This window comes from Halorubrum sp. SD41 (assembly GCF_058630335.1).
In genome coordinates this window covers 15955-29820 of the sequence record NZ_JBZVGZ010000020.1, presented here as the reverse complement: position 1 = coordinate 29820, position 13866 = coordinate 15955, and the positions used below count along the sequence as shown (strand labels likewise).

General features: G+C 73.1%; 11 protein-coding genes. 8 read left to right on the top strand and 3 right to left on the bottom strand.

Features of this window, described 5'->3' with window-relative positions; translation table 11 throughout:
• Nucleotides 1-151: 151 nt before the first annotated feature.
• The 4 genes from AC4NMM_RS10755 to AC4NMM_RS10740 all read left to right on the top strand — a co-directional run bounded on the left by AC4NMM_RS10755 (nt 152) and on the right by AC4NMM_RS10740 (nt 6451).
• Nucleotides 152-2614, top strand: coding sequence for a type II/IV secretion system ATPase subunit (locus AC4NMM_RS10755; protein ID WP_491924235.1), 2463 nt, complete (start codon nt 152-154; stop codon nt 2612-2614).
• The gene (locus AC4NMM_RS10750; protein WP_096393885.1) at nt 2611-4623 is read left to right on the top strand and encodes a type II secretion system F family protein; all 2013 of its coding nucleotides are present in this window, start codon (nt 2611-2613) and stop codon (nt 4621-4623) included. Before AC4NMM_RS10755 ends, AC4NMM_RS10750 begins: the two co-directional genes overlap by 4 nt.
• Nucleotides 4624-4696: 73 nt before the next feature.
• Nucleotides 4697-5380 (top strand): hypothetical protein, encoded by a 684-nt coding sequence (locus AC4NMM_RS10745; RefSeq protein WP_096393884.1) that lies wholly within the window; start codon nt 4697-4699, stop codon nt 5378-5380.
• A gap of 375 nt (nt 5381-5755) precedes the next feature.
• Nucleotides 5756-6451 carry a CRISPR-associated protein Cas4 gene (locus AC4NMM_RS10740; RefSeq protein WP_096393883.1) on the top strand — a complete coding sequence of 232 codons (696 nt, stop codon included), beginning with the start codon at nt 5756-5758 and terminating at the stop codon, nt 6449-6451.
• A gap of 49 nt (nt 6452-6500) precedes the next feature.
• Here the strand turns inward: AC4NMM_RS10740 and AC4NMM_RS10735 are convergent, their stop codons facing one another.
• On the bottom strand, nt 6501-6989 hold the full coding sequence (locus tag AC4NMM_RS10735) for a cupin domain-containing protein (protein ID WP_096393882.1): 489 nt from the start codon (nt 6987-6989) through the stop codon (nt 6501-6503).
• Between the two features lie 295 nt (nt 6990-7284).
• On the opposite strand from AC4NMM_RS10735, the gene AC4NMM_RS10730 reads away from it, so the two are divergent.
• Nucleotides 7285-8859: a hydroxymethylglutaryl-CoA lyase-like TIM-barrel protein gene (locus tag AC4NMM_RS10730; RefSeq protein ID WP_491924234.1), complete on the top strand. Its 1575-nt coding sequence runs from the start codon at nt 7285-7287 to the stop codon at nt 8857-8859.
• Between the two features lie 50 nt (nt 8860-8909).
• Nucleotides 8910-9221, top strand: a complete 312-nt coding sequence (locus AC4NMM_RS10725; protein WP_491924233.1) for a DUF8081 domain-containing protein — start codon at nt 8910-8912, stop codon at nt 9219-9221.
• 30 nt (nt 9222-9251) lie between these two features.
• Here AC4NMM_RS10725 and AC4NMM_RS10720 read toward each other — a convergent pair whose 3' ends face one another.
• Nucleotides 9252-10682 (bottom strand): MATE family efflux transporter, encoded by a 1431-nt coding sequence (locus AC4NMM_RS10720; protein WP_491924232.1) that lies wholly within the window; start codon nt 10680-10682, stop codon nt 9252-9254.
• Between the two features lie 153 nt (nt 10683-10835).
• Between AC4NMM_RS10720 and AC4NMM_RS10715 the strand changes: the two genes are divergently transcribed.
• A complete protein-coding gene (locus AC4NMM_RS10715; RefSeq protein ID WP_491924231.1) occupies nt 10836-11243 on the top strand; it encodes a gamma-glutamylcyclotransferase family protein in 408 nt (135 codons plus the stop codon).
• 273 nt (nt 11244-11516) lie between these two features.
• Nucleotides 11517-12728, top strand: a complete 1212-nt coding sequence (ilvA, locus tag AC4NMM_RS10710) for a threonine ammonia-lyase (RefSeq protein WP_096393877.1) — start codon at nt 11517-11519, stop codon at nt 12726-12728.
• Between the two features lie 481 nt (nt 12729-13209).
• On the opposite strand, the gene AC4NMM_RS10705 is transcribed toward ilvA, so the two are convergent.
• Nucleotides 13210-13773, bottom strand: a complete 564-nt coding sequence (locus tag AC4NMM_RS10705; RefSeq protein WP_491924230.1) for a hypothetical protein — start codon at nt 13771-13773, stop codon at nt 13210-13212.
• Between the last annotated feature and the right edge of the window lie 93 nt (nt 13774-13866).

The window sequence follows — 13866 nt, the reverse complement described above, 5'->3', positions numbered from 1 at the left end:
TGACGCGGGTACTCGGAACCGCAGCGCGCGGCGGCTCGGGAACGACGACGCGCCGGACGAACGCGAGAGGTGCGATCCGGCTGACGGACGCGCCGAGCGCGCGGCGACGAGAGCCGACGGCGGCGACTCGGCGGACACGGGGGACGGCGTCGTGAGCGACGGCGCGACCCTCCGGATCGTCGACGAGCCCGACGACGATCCGGGCGGCGCGGTCCCCGCACCGGTGCCGCCGGGCGACCCGGAGGCGTGGTACGCGCCGGACGTCCGGGCGCAGTACGAGGCGGCGCCCGGCGTGGTGGCGACCGTCCGCGAGCGCGACGGCGGCCGGTTCGGCTACGACGTCCGCGAGCCGCCGCTGTCGGCGGCCGACGAGGCGGCGCTCGACCGCGTCCGCGACCGCTTCTCCGCGGTGCGTCACCGCCGCCCGCTCACGCGGGTCGGCGTCGTCGAGCGCGCCGAGCGGGGGTTCGATCCGAAGTACGCGACGGCGATCGACCGGCTGGTCGACGCGAGCGCGGCCGCGCGCCGCCGGGTCGACTACCACGCGCTGCGGGAGTTCCGGCTGCTCGGCGAGCTCACGCCGGTCGCCTTGGACGACCGGATCGAGGTCGCCGACGTGGGCGACGACCGCGAGCTGGTGGTCCACACCGAGACGTTCGCGCCGCTGGAGACCGGCATCGACGCCGACGCCGACTACGTCGAGCGGGTCGCCGCCGAGCGGCTCGCGCAGTACGCCGTCGAGTTCGCCGGCCTCGGGATCGAGGTGGTCGTCTACCGCGAGCGGCTGCTCGGCTCCGACGCGTTCGAGACGAAGTACGCCGTGCTGGAGCCCGACCTGCTCCCGGGCGACGAGGAGCTCATCGAGGAGTGCAAGTCGCGGATCTGGGAGACGACAGTGAGCGACGTGATCGAGGACCGCGAGTCGTTCGTCGCCGCCCGCGCCCGGCGGTTCCTCTCGCGGCGGCTCACCGCGCGCAACACCCGCGCGTGGCTCGACGCCGCGGTCCACCGGGCGCGGGCCGCGCTCGCGGACCGCGGGCTCGCCGCGCCGCCGGTCGACTCGCGGTTCGCCCGCGACCGCCTCGACGACCTCGCGTACTACGTGCTGCGCGACTTCGTCGGCGAGGGCATCCTCACGGTGCCGATCCGCGACCCCCACCTGGAGGACGTGGAGGCGAACCGCGTCGGCGAGCGCGTGAAGGTCGTCCCCCGCGCCTCGGTCCTCTCGGGGGCGGCGGACGGGGAGCACGGCTTCGACGCCGACGGGGGACACGGCTTCGACGCCGACGGGGAACACGGCTTCGACGCCGACGACGCCCCCGAGGCCGGCACCCGCGTCCCGACGAACCTCGCGTTCGACGAGGAAACGACGTTCGTCGACGTCGTCACGGGGATCGCCGCTCGCGACGGGACGGAACTCAACGCCTCGACGCCCTCCGCGAAGGTGAACCTCGAACTCGACGGCGTCCCCCAGACCATCCGGTGTGCGGTGGCGCTGCCCGTCATCTCCGAGGGCGGCCCGCACGTCTCGATCCGGAAGCAGCGCGCGGACGCGCTCACCCCGGTGGACCTGGTCGAGCGCGGCACCCTGTCGGTGGAGCTGGTGACGCTGTTGTGGCTCCTGTACGAACACCGCGGCGTCGTCCTCTTCGCGGGCCCGACCGGCGTCGGGAAGACGACGCTGCTCAACGCCCACGCCCCCTTCATCCCCTTCGACGCCCGCCCGGTCTCCGTCGACGAGGGGTCCCGAGAGGTCCGCTTACCCCACGAGACGGGCGTCTCGCTCACCACCCGCGACCACGAGGACGCCTACAAGTCGGTAGGGATGGCGGAGCTGATGACCGAGGCGAATTATCTCAATCCCGACGTGGAGGTCATCGCCGAGATCAACACGCCCGAGAGCTTCGAGACCTTCGCCGAGAGCCTGAACACGGGTCACGGCGTGATCGGCACGACGCACGCGGAGGACGTCGAGGCCCTCGCCAACCGCCTGCGCGAGCGGGATCTGCCCGCCCGCCTGCTCCGCGAGGTCGACCTCGTCGTCTTCCCCCGACAGGTCGACGGCGAGCGCTACGTCTCCCGGGCGATCGAACCCCTCTCCGAGGCCGCGTACGACGGCCTCGACCCGGAGGCGACGCGGAGCCCGACCGGCGACCCGAAGCGCGGCGGCGCGGGCGTCGTCGAGGCCGGCGGCGAGTCGGTCCGCTTCAACACGGTCGCCTGGCGCGACGGCGACGGGGAGTTCCGGTTCCCCGGCGCGCCGGGCGGCGACGCGGACGAGGGGGTTTCGAGGGCGGGCGCGGCCGGGACGAGCGACGCTCCGGGCGGCGGACGCGGCGCCGGCCCGCGGTTCCGGGTCTTCGACCGGATCGCCAACCGGACCGACCGCGACCGCGAGGCGGTCGCCGCCGAGTTCGAGTCGAAGCGGCGGTACGTGGAGTACCTCGTGCGCGACGGCGTCGACGACCCCGAGGCGCTGTTCGAGTTCCTCGCCGACCTCCGAACCGACGAGGCGGCGACGGTCGAGCGCGCCGCCCGGACGATGGACCGCGGGACCGCGGACCGCGACGGCGACGGGGACCGGGACGAACCCGCGGACCGGGGGCGGCCGTGAGCCGGCGAGGGACGACCGGGGCGGTCGCCGGGAGCCGTGACGCCGAGGACGGATCCGCGGACGACGCGCTCGCGGCGGGCGGCCGGCTGGCGGTCGTCGACCGCGTCTGCTACGCGCTGTTCGCGCGCCACGCGAGCGACCGGCGGCACGACGCCGACCGGAAGCGGTACCGCGGCACCGCGCTCGACACCGGGTTCGAGACGTACCTCGCGCGGGCGTACGGCCTCTCGTGGGTCGTCGCGGCCGCCGCCTTCTTCCCCGCGCTGGTCGTCGCCGCGGGCGCCGCGCCGGCGGTCGCGGCCGCGGTCGAGGCGCGGTTCGGCGCGGCGCTGCTCTCGGCCGGGTCGACCGCGGCGCCCGCGCCGACGCCGGACTCCGTGGGGCCGCTCCGCACGGGTCACGCCGCGCTGCTCGTCGCCCTCGCGGTCGCGCTCCTCGCGAAGCGCGCGACGGTGGCGGTCGCCGGCCTCGGCCTCCGCTGGGTGGTCGCGACGCGGCGGACGGACATCGAGCGCACCCTCCCCGGGGCGGTGCGGTACCTCGACCTGCTCTCCTCGGGGAGCGACGGGCCGCGGGCGATGCTCCGCAAGGCGGCCGACGGCGACGCGTACGGCGCCACCGCCACCTCGCTGCGGAAGGCGCTCAACGCCGCCCGGCTCGCGGGCAGCCTCGACGAGGGGCTCCGGCGCGTGGCGCGGGACACGCCCTCGCGGGAGCTGCTCGCCCCCTTCCTCCTGAAGTTCCGGAAGCGCGCCGCGGCCGGCGACGAGGCACTCTCGGAGTTCCTCGCGACTGAGCGCCGCATGCTCTCGCACCGGCAGGACCGCGCCCGGAAGCGCGCGCGTCGGTTCCTCGAACTGCTGACGGAGCTGTTCGTCGCCGTGCTGGTGTTGCCGGCGCTGCTCGTCATCGGCGCGACCGCGCTGTCGGTCGTGATCCCGGAGCTGCTCCCGCCGGTCGCAACGCCGGTCGGCGTGGTGCCGACGCGGGCGGTGGTGCTGTACGGCGCCGTCGCGTTCCTCGTCGCCTTCGGACTCGCGGCCGCGGTCGCGGTCGGCACGCTCCGCCCGCCGAGCCAGCGCGCGAGCTACGAGCTTCCGACGGGCCCGCGGGCGGTCCTCGCGACCGCCGGGCGCAACCCCGCGAGCACGGCGGTCGTCGCCGCGGCGCCGGCCGTCGCGCTCGTGGCTTGGCTCGCGCTCGCGGAGTACACGCTCGTCAACGTCGCGCTCGTCGGCTACGCCGCCTTCGCGGTGCCAGTCGGGCTGGTCGCCGCGCGGCGCACCCGGATCGACGACGCGAAGGACCGCGAACTGGCCGACTTCGTCCACGCCGTCTCGGGCCACGTCGCGCAGGGGCGCCCGCTCGAAGCCGCGGTGGCGGCCGTCGCGCGCGACGCCGACCTCGGCGTCCTCGACGACGACGTGACCGACCTCGCGTTCGCGCTGCGCTCGACGACGGCGCCCGAGGGGGCGGTCGAGGATGGGTCCGGCTCCGCCGGGGAGTCGGGCGCGGTCGACGTCCGCGCGGCCGCCATCGAGCGGTTCGTCGACCGCGTCGACACGCCGCTGGCCGCGCGGACGCTCGGGCTCGTCACGGGCGCGCTCGACGCCGGGGGCGACGCCGACGCGGTCTTCGAGACGCTCCGGATCGAGGTCGGCCGGCTGTACAGCGAGCAGCGCGCGCTCCGCTCGTCGATGCAGCCGTACATCGCGGTCGGCTGGGCCGCGGCGGTCCTCGTCGCCGGCGTCGTCGCGGTCGTGAACACGCAGGTGGTCGACGCCGCGCGGCTCGCGGAGATCGCCGCCGCCTCGGAGGCGGTGACGGAGCCCGAGGGGGTGTATCCGGAGCTGGAGCGCTTCCGGCTGTACGTCGTCACGCAGGCGACGGTGCTGGCGTCGGGGTGGTTCGCCGGGACCGCAGCGCGCGGGCGGTACGCCGCGCTGCTCCACTCGGGCGCGCTGGTGGCGTGCTGTTACGTGGTGTTCACCGTGGGCGGGCTGGTGTGAGGTCGCAACGCCGGCGGTGGGGGCGCCGCGTCGACACGACCCTTTTCTACCGCGCCCGCGTAGATCGACTCCCATGGACGAGAAGACCGCCGACCTCCGCGACCTGTTCGTCGACGCCACCGGCTCGGAGACGGTCACCGAACGCCAAGAGGCGGAGCGGGGGACCCTCGTCGACCGCGACGACGAGGCGGTCGACGACGCGGTCCGCGACCTCGTCGCCGCGATGCGCGAGCGGGACGGCTTCTCGACGCCGCTCGGCGACGACGCCTACGTCCGAGTGGCGCGCGGCCGGTTCGCGGACGAGGGCGACGCGGCGATCGCGGCGGCGATCCGCGACGGGCTGGCCGACACAGACGGCGACAGCGACGTCGATCGCGACGAAATTGACGCCGAGACCGTCCGCAAGGCGCGGCTCGACCTCCACCTCGTCCGCGAGTCGGACCGGGACGTGAAGGCGGACGGGGAAGGCGACGAGGCCGACCCGCCCTTCGAGTACGCCGACCTGAAGCGGCTCACCGCGGCCGGGAACTCGATCGTCGAGTGCGCCGAGGAGCTGGACGCCGAGCCGGACGAAGTTGCCAAGTACGCCGCCGTCGCGCGGACGGACATCGCCTCCACGCGGGCGAACGACCGCTTCCGCGACGCGTTCCGCGACCTGCTCACCGACGCCGACATCGAGGGGTCGCTCGCGAGCGACGCCCGCGAGGACGGCCTCCGCGAGGCGACCGAGGACATCGAAACAGACGTGTCTTTATAAGTAGTTGGCTGTGGATCGTCGGTGATCTCCTCCAAAGCTCCAGCCGCTCGGCTATAAGCAGCTGACAGCAGATCGGCGACGAACACCTCCAAAGCCCCAGCCGCGAGGACTCGGTGCGCTCGCTGCGCTCCTCGGTCGCTCGTTTCACTCGCTCCCTGCGGTGCTTGCGTCGCGCGCCGTCGTCCTCGCGGCTGCCCCTTTGAGTCCCACCCGACCGCACAGCGACCGCACCTCACACCTCCCCAGCCTCGTCGGCCTCCCTGCGGTCGGCCGACTCCCTCGCGCGACGCTCCTCGCGCCCGCTGGGCGCTCGGAGGCGCGCGCCGCCGCACCGCCGTCGTTTGTTTATAAATGAAGCCGCGGCCAGTCCGCCGCGTGACCCTCGTCCCGTTCAGCGACCTGGCCCGCGCGGCGTACTGCCCCCGACAGCTCTACTACGTGCGGCGCGACGACGAGCGGAGCGTCCCGCCGAAGGCGCGCGAGCGCATCGACCTCGCGTTCCGGTACGACGAGCTGGTCGACGCGCCGGATCGGGTCCTTCGGCAACTTCCGCTCCACCGGTCGCCGACCGACTATCGCCGAAATCTGACCCGACTGCGCGAGCGCGACGAGTACGGCGACCTCGTCGACCCCGCGACCGAGCGCGGATTCCTCTCGGGCAAGGACTGCCATGGAACCGTTCACAAGGTGTTGGAGCCGGCCGCGGGCACAGAGGAACCGGACGATGCCGGGCCGTCACCGCCGCCGATTCCGACCCTCGTCTCCTCGGGCGAGCCGCCGGCAAACGGCGTGTGGGAGCCGCAGGCGGTCCGCGCGGTCGGGCTCGCGAAGGCGCTGGCGTGGGAGCGCGAACGCGAGATCGAGCGCGCCCTGGTCGAGTACCCCGCGGTCGGAGTGGTCCGCGAGGTGCGACTGACGCTCCGGAAGAAGGCGGCGTATCGAAAGGCGCTCCGCGCGGCCCGGTCGATCGACGGCCCGCCGCCGCGCGTCGACGACGACCGGTGTGACGCCTGCGACTACGCGGCCGAGTGCGGCACCCGGCGGCGGTCGCTGCGGTCGCTGCTGGGGTGAGGCGGGTGCGGTGGCGCGGCGTGGTCGTCTCGAACGCCGCGAACGAGTCTCACGGCGAGAACGACGTGCCGCACTCCGTACAGGTGAACCGGAATCGCCCCTCGTCGGTGAGTTCCGTGTCGTGGACGCGCTCGCCGCCGCAGTCGCGACACTCGACGATCGACTCGATCTGGTCCCAGTCGTGGTGCGCGCCCGGCGCGCCGATCGCCCACGCGACCACCTCCTCGTCGGCGTCTTCGGCCACGAACCCGGACTGGAACTCGCCGGGCGCGAATCGGATCGCCTCGTCGGGGCCGACCTCGACGCGCTCGCGGTCGCGCCCGACCTCGAACGTGGCGGTACCCGAGAGCACGTAGAATATCTCCTCCTGGTCGCCGTGGGTGTGGAGCCCGCCGGAGAAGCCGTCCCCGGGCGCGAGCTCGAAGTAGTTCATCGCGACGTGGTCGGTACCGAGTGCGCGCGAGACAGGCTTTCGGAGGTCGTGGACGTCCATCGGGTTCGTGACGACGTCGACGTCGTCGATCGCGACTCGCTCCATGCGAGCCGGTCGCAGGGGAGTCCCCTAACGCTGTCGGCGGGGCGAGAGATCGTCGGCCGAAGCGGGCCGACGCCGAAGATCGCTCGGCCAAACCTGACGCGACCCGACAGTTTATCCGTGTGTACACAGTCCGCACGGGTACGAATGACGCGAGACGAACGCGTTCGTTCGGAGGATAGAGGAAGTCGCCTCACGGCGGCTGGCCGCGAAATTCTCCGGCGATAAGGACGACGGGGCACGACCGCCCCGCGGCGGCACCGACCCCGAGACCACCGCAGAGCCGACGGACCATCTTTTGACCCGAACCACACTCACCGACCGCGACGAGGTACAGCTGTTAGACACCACGCTGCGCGACGGCGAACAGATGCCCGGCGTCTCCCTGACGCCCGGGGAGAAGGTCGACGTCGCCCGCGAGCTCGACGCCGCCGGCGTCCACCTGATCGAGGCCGGCTCGGCGTGCACCTCGGAAGGCGAGCGCGAGGCGATCCGCCGCGTCGCCGACGAGGGACTGGACGCGACCGTGACGAGCTTCGCCCGCGGGGTTAAGCGGGACGTGGACCACGCGCTCGACTGCGGCGTCGACGGCGTGAACCTCGTCGTCCCCGCCTCCGACAAGCACGTCGAGACGAAGGTGGGGTCGACCCGCGACGAGGTCGTCGAGACGACGGTCGAACTCGTCGAGTACGCGAAAGACCACGGGCTGTGGGTGGAGGTGCTCGGCGAGGACGGCTCGCGCGCCGACCTCGACTACCTCGACCGCCTGCTCGGCGCCGGCCTCGACGCGGGCGCGGACCGGATCTGCTACTGCGACACCGTCGGTGCGGCCGACCCCGAGCGCACCGCCGAGGTGGTCTCCCGGCTCGCCGCCCTCGGCCCGACGAGCCTCCACACCCACGACGACCTCGGGTTCGGCCTGGCGAACGTCCACGCCGGGCTGAAGGCGGGCGCCGACACCGTCCACGGCACCGTCCTCGGCGTCGGCGAGCGCGCGGGCAACGTCGCGCTCGAAGAGGTCGCGATCGCGCTCGGCGAGTCGTACGACGTCGACACCGTCGAGCTGGAGCGACTCTACCGGCTCTGCCGGACCGTCTCGGAGGCGACCGGCGTCGCGCTCCCGCCGAACAAGGCCGTCTGCGGCGCCAACGCCTTCGCCCACGAGTCCGGCATCCACACCGACGGGACCCTCAAGGACGGGACGATGTACGAGCCGTACCCGCCGGAGACGGTCGGGCGGGAGCGCCGACTCGTCCTCGGCAAGCACGCCGGCCGGGCCGGCGTGAAGGCCGCGCTCGCCGAGCACGACGTGGCGGTCGACGACGACGAGCTGCGCGAGGTCGTCGCCCGCGTGAAGGAGCTCGGCGAGCGCGGCAAGCGCGTCACGGACGCCGACCTGCTCGCGATCGCCGACGACGTGCGGGGCCGCGAGCGCGAGCGCCACGTCGAGCTCGTCGACCTCTCGGCGACCTCCGGGGGCAACCTCCCGACCGCCTCGGTCCGGCTCCGCGTCGGCGACGACGAGCGCGTCGCCTCCGGCACCGGCGCCGGCCCGGTCGACGCCGGGCTGGAGGCGGTCCGCGCGGCGCTCGCGGGCGACGAGTCCGACTCCGGAGCGGAGGGAGCGGCCGATCACGACGGCGTCGCGTTCGAGCTCGACTCCTACCACGTCGACGCGATCACGGGGGGAACCGACGCGGTCGTCACGGTCGAGGTCGACCTCTCGCGGGGCGACCGCTCCGTGAGCGTCTCCGCGTCGGACGCGGACATCACCCGCGCGAGCGTCGTCGGGATGGTCGACGGGCTCGACCGCCTGCTCGCGGCGGAGGCGGACGCCGCGGACGCCGAGCCGGGCGCCGTCGCCGACGACTGAGCCCGCGGCGTCTGACGAGGTTTTTACCTGATGGCGTCCGACCTCGGGGTGTGAGCGTCGTCGTCGCGATCAAACCGTCCGCGCGCAAGCGGAACGCGAAGGTGGGACGGCTCGTCTTCGAGGACGGGTCTCGCCACGCGTTCGAGAGCCGCGCGGCCGCCGAGCGCTGGGCGGACGACCTCTCGGCCGGCGACGGCCACGTCTGGGTCGCGAGCGCGCACCCCCGCGACGACGACGACGCCGACTGTTACCTCGTCTCGCGGGCGACGAACGCGAAGCTGGAGGCCGCCTACGACAAGCGCCGCCGACGGCTCAGGGGCGACCCGGGCTCCGAGCAGGAGTCGCTCGGCGGCGAGCCCTGACCGAACGGCCCCGGCGGCGGCGAGTTGCCGCTACTCGTCCGCGGGCGGGCCGTCGCCGGACGCGGCGTCGGGCTCGGCGCCCGGCCCGGACCCGCGCGCGTCCATCATGTCCGCGGCGCGGCTCGCCCAGTCCGTGTAGCGGAAACCGGCGGCGACGAGGAGCGCCATCCACGCGTACGCCGCGGACACACCGACGTACGCGCCTTCGGGGCCGAACCCCGCGGTGCGACCGAGCAGCCACGAGAGGCCTAAGAAGAGCCCGAACATGCCCGAGACGCGCGCGACGAGGGGAATCCGCGTCTCGCTGGCGCCCTGGAGCGACCCGGAGAGCGCGGAGAAGCAGGCGAGCGCGGCGCCCGCGACGCCGTACACCCGCGCGAAGTCGACCGCGGACGCGATCGTCGGGGCGTCGTCGGTGAACACCGGGACGATCCGCGGCGCGGCGACGACGAGTCCGAGCCCGATCGCGCCGACCGTGAGCACGCCGAGGCTCGCAACGGCCCAGCCGTTGAACCGCGCGGCCTCCGGGTCGCCCTCGCCGAGCGCCTGCCCGACGAGGATCGACGCCGCGACGTTGTAGCCGCGCGAGAGCGGCCCGGTCACCTGCTGGTAGACGCGGCGGCCGATCTGGAAGCCGGCGTTGACCGTCTCGCCGAAGCCGAGGAGGAGCGCGTTGAAGGGGAACTCCGCGATCTCGGAGCCGAACCCCTCCAGCACGCGGGGGGCGCTCACGACGAGGAGCTGTTTGGCGATCGTGAGGTCGCGCGGCCACGCGAACTCCGCGTCGGTCCACGACCCCCAGATGGCGACGCAGAGCAGGCCGGCCGTGAGCACGTTGGCGCCCGCGGTCGCGAGGCCGACGCCGAGGACCTCCAGCCGCGGGAGGCCGAACAGGCCGAGCCCGAGGACGACGGAGCCGGCGATGTTGACGGAGTTGGCGGCGATGTTGACGTACATCGGCGTCCGGGTGTCGCCGGTGCCTTGGAGCGCGCGGGCGCCGACGAGGGCGACGTGGCGGGCGGGGGCGGTGGCGAACACGATCGCGAGGTACGTCGAGCCGAGGTCGACGACCGCGGGCGCGGTCTCCTCGCCGACGATGCGGCCGAACACGTCGATCGCGAGCTCGCCGAAGAGGAACCCGAAGAGGACGAACGGGACCCCCGCGAGCGCGCCGAGCAGGATCGCCTGCGTCACCGCCTCGTCGCGGTTCTCCGCGGCGCCGGCGCCGGTGTCCTGCGAGGAGAGCGCGATGGCGCCGCCGCCGAGGCCGAGCCCGATCCGCAGCGGGAACCGGGCGTACAGGTCCGCGAGGCCGATGGCGACGACCGCGGCCGGCGAGAACAGCGCGGTGACGAGGATGTCCGTCGTCCGCATCGCGGTGCGGAACGTCTGCTCGGCCATGACGGGCCACGCGAGCGCGAACACGCGCTTCCAGACGCGCCGCAGCCGCGGGAAGTCCATGTGACCTTCCCGACGGTCGCCCGCGGTATTGATATACCGGAGCCGGTCGGCGTCGCCGGCACTCGGCGTCGCGAGGGGCGATCGCACCTCCAGCCGACCGCGTCGGGCCGGGAGCGCCCGAACGTTGAAGCCCGCGAGCGACCCACGGCCCCCATGGACGTCTTCGTGTACGGGACGCTGACCGAGCCGGAGCGGGTCGCCGAGGTCGTCGACTCGTACGTCTTCGTCGGCCCCGCGACGCTCGACGGCCTCCGCCTCGTCGAGGGGCGGTACCCGACGCTCGCGCCGGGCGGCGAGACGGCGGGACGGCTCCTCCGGACGGAGGCGGTCGACGCGCTCGACGCGTACGAGGACGTCGACGGCGGACTGTACGTCCGCGAGGCCGTGCCGCTCGACGCGCCGACCGGGCATCCCGACACCGCCGCGGTGTACGTCGGCGACCCCGACCGCCTCGACGCGGACGCGACGTGGCCCGGATCCGGCCCGTTCGCCGACCGGGTGCGATCGGTCCTCGCCGAGCGGGACGTGCGGGTGCGGCTGACCCCCCGAGATCCCGTCTGACGGAGCGATGACGGCGCCGCAGTCGTGCGTTTTCACTTTCGCTCTGGTAGCCTCACCTTTTTGTATTCCCGTCGCCTCGTTTCACTCGCACGTCACACGCGTGCATTCCCCCCTTATCACCCGCGAGCCGCCGGGCCGTCGACCCGGATCGGCGCGCAGGCCGGGGCGCCGGCCGACGCGACGACCGCGACGCGGCGGCCGCGGCCGCTCGCCGTCACTCCTCGGTCGAGGCCGACCGGAACCGATTAGCGGTCGGCGCGGCGACGAGGTTCCATGCTCACACTCGCCGACATCCGCGAGGCGCGCGAGCGGGTCTCGGGCGTCGCCCGGCACACGCCCTTGGAGCGGTCGCGCTCGTTCTCCGAGATGAGCGGCGCCGACCTCCACCTCAAGTTAGAGAACTTCCAGCGCACCGGCGCGTTCAAGATCCGCGGCGCGATGAACCGGATCGAGACGCTCTCCGAGGCGGAGCGGGAGGCGGGCGTCGTCACCGCGAGCGCCGGCAACCACGCGCAGGGCGTGGCGCTGGCGGCCAGCCGCGCCGGCGTCGACGCCACCGTCGTGATGCCGAAGTTCGCGCCCGTCTCGAAGGTGAAGGCCACCCGCGGGTACGGCGCGAGCGTCCGCTTAGAGGGCGTCGACTACGACGAGGCGCAGGCGTACGCGCACCGGCTGGAGCGCGAGGAGGGTCGCACCTACGTCCACGCGTTCGACGATCCCGTCGTGATGGCGGGGCAGGGGACGCTCGGCTTGGAGATCGTCGACGACTGCCCCGACCTCGACACCGTCGTCGTCCCGATCGGCGGCGGCGGGCTGATCTCCGGGGTCGCGGTCGCGATAAAGGAGCAGCTCCCGGACGTCCGCGTCGTCGGCGTTCAGGCGGAGGGCGCCGCCTCGGCCGCGAAGTCGCTGGAGGCCGGCGAAGTCACGGAGATCGACAGCGTCGACACGATCGCCGACGGGATCGCGACGCGGTCGGTCGGCGAGGAGACCCTCGAAGTGATGGAAGAGTACGTCGACGAGGTCGTCACCGTCGACGACCGCGAGATCGCCTTGGCGCTCACGCTCCTCTTGGAACGCGCGAAGACGCTCGTGGAGGGCGCGGGCGCGGTCGCGCTCGCCGCCGTCCTCTCCGACGCCTTCGAGTACGACGACGGCGAGACGGTCGTCGCCGCGCTCTGCGGCGGCAACATCGACCTCAACCGCCTCGGCACCGTGATCCGCCGCGGGCTGGTCCAGATGGGCCGGTACCTCAAGATCACGATCGATTTAAAAGACCGCCCCGGCGAACTGGAGCGCGTCTCCAGCATCGTCGCGCGCACCGGCGCGAACGTGTACGCGGTCCACCACGACCGCACCTCCCGCGACGTGGCCGTCAACGCCGCCGAACTCGAACTCGAACTGGAGACCGACGACGCCGAACACGCCGCCGACATCGTCGACGCGCTCGAAGCCGAGGGGTACGAGGTGGAGATTCTGTCGTGAGGCGAGCGATCACGACGACCATTTATAAATAGAACCGCGGTGGCGCGCGCCTGCGAGCGGCCGCCCCCGGCGGCCGCGAGGAGCACGCGCGAGGGAGTCGGCCGCCCGGAGCAACGCGGAGGGCGGCCGACGAGGCTGGGGAGGCGTGAGGCTGCGGTGCCGTGCGGGGTGGGACTCAAAGGGGCAGCCGGGAGGCGGGCGCAGGCGATGCAAGCACCGCAGGAGCGAGTGAAACGGGCGACGAGGAGCGTGGTTCGAGAGAGCGAAGCTCTCTCGTCATCACGAAAGGCGCTCCGCGCCTTTCGAACGACAGCGAGCGTGCGCCCGCCTCCCGGCTGGGGCCTTGAAGTCGTTCACCGTCGATCTACGGTCAGCTATTTATAAACGAACGGCTGGCCTTGAAGTCGTTCACCGTCGATCTACGGTCAGCTATTTATAAACGAACGGCTGGGCTTTGAACTCGTTCAACGCCGGTGGAACATCAATCTCCGGACGAGTTCGCGGAGTCGTCCGTCTGTTCCGGGGCCGAAACGCTTCCGCTCACGCTCGTCGACCCGCCGAGGAGCGAGGAGTCCGAGTCGCCGCGCAGCGTCGTGACCGTCTCGCCGTCCTGTTTCACGATCAGGGTCCAGGGGTCGTCGCCCGCGGGGATCCGCATCGTACCGTTGTAGCGGACGACGCCCGAACACGACCGCGACGCGTTCCCGACCTCCTCGATCGGAACGTCGAGGACGTAGGCCGACTCGTTCAGTCGTTCGAACGTCGGGCCGCCGACGGCGTGTGAGGAACTCGGCAGCGAGACGTTTCGAGCGTACGTTATTTCCGTGTTTCTTGGGCCGGCGGCCACCGATGTCGAACCGTTGGCCGCGAACTCGTCGGGACAGCGGACGTCGTCGGTGTCGAACTGAAGCAGCGCCGGCGGCTCGCTCGCCCCGCCGAGGAGGCCGCCGGGCCCGCCCGACACGGGGCCGGCGAGGGCGACGGCGCTACCAGTTACGAACAACGCGAGCGCAGCGGCGACGACGGCCAGACCGCGTCTGTTCATCTCGTCTCGAACGACGGAGGCGCCGCGGATAGTACCACGCATAACGCAAAGAGAGGTTTGCGTCACCGATCGCCTCACGGGTGCGGACGGGGC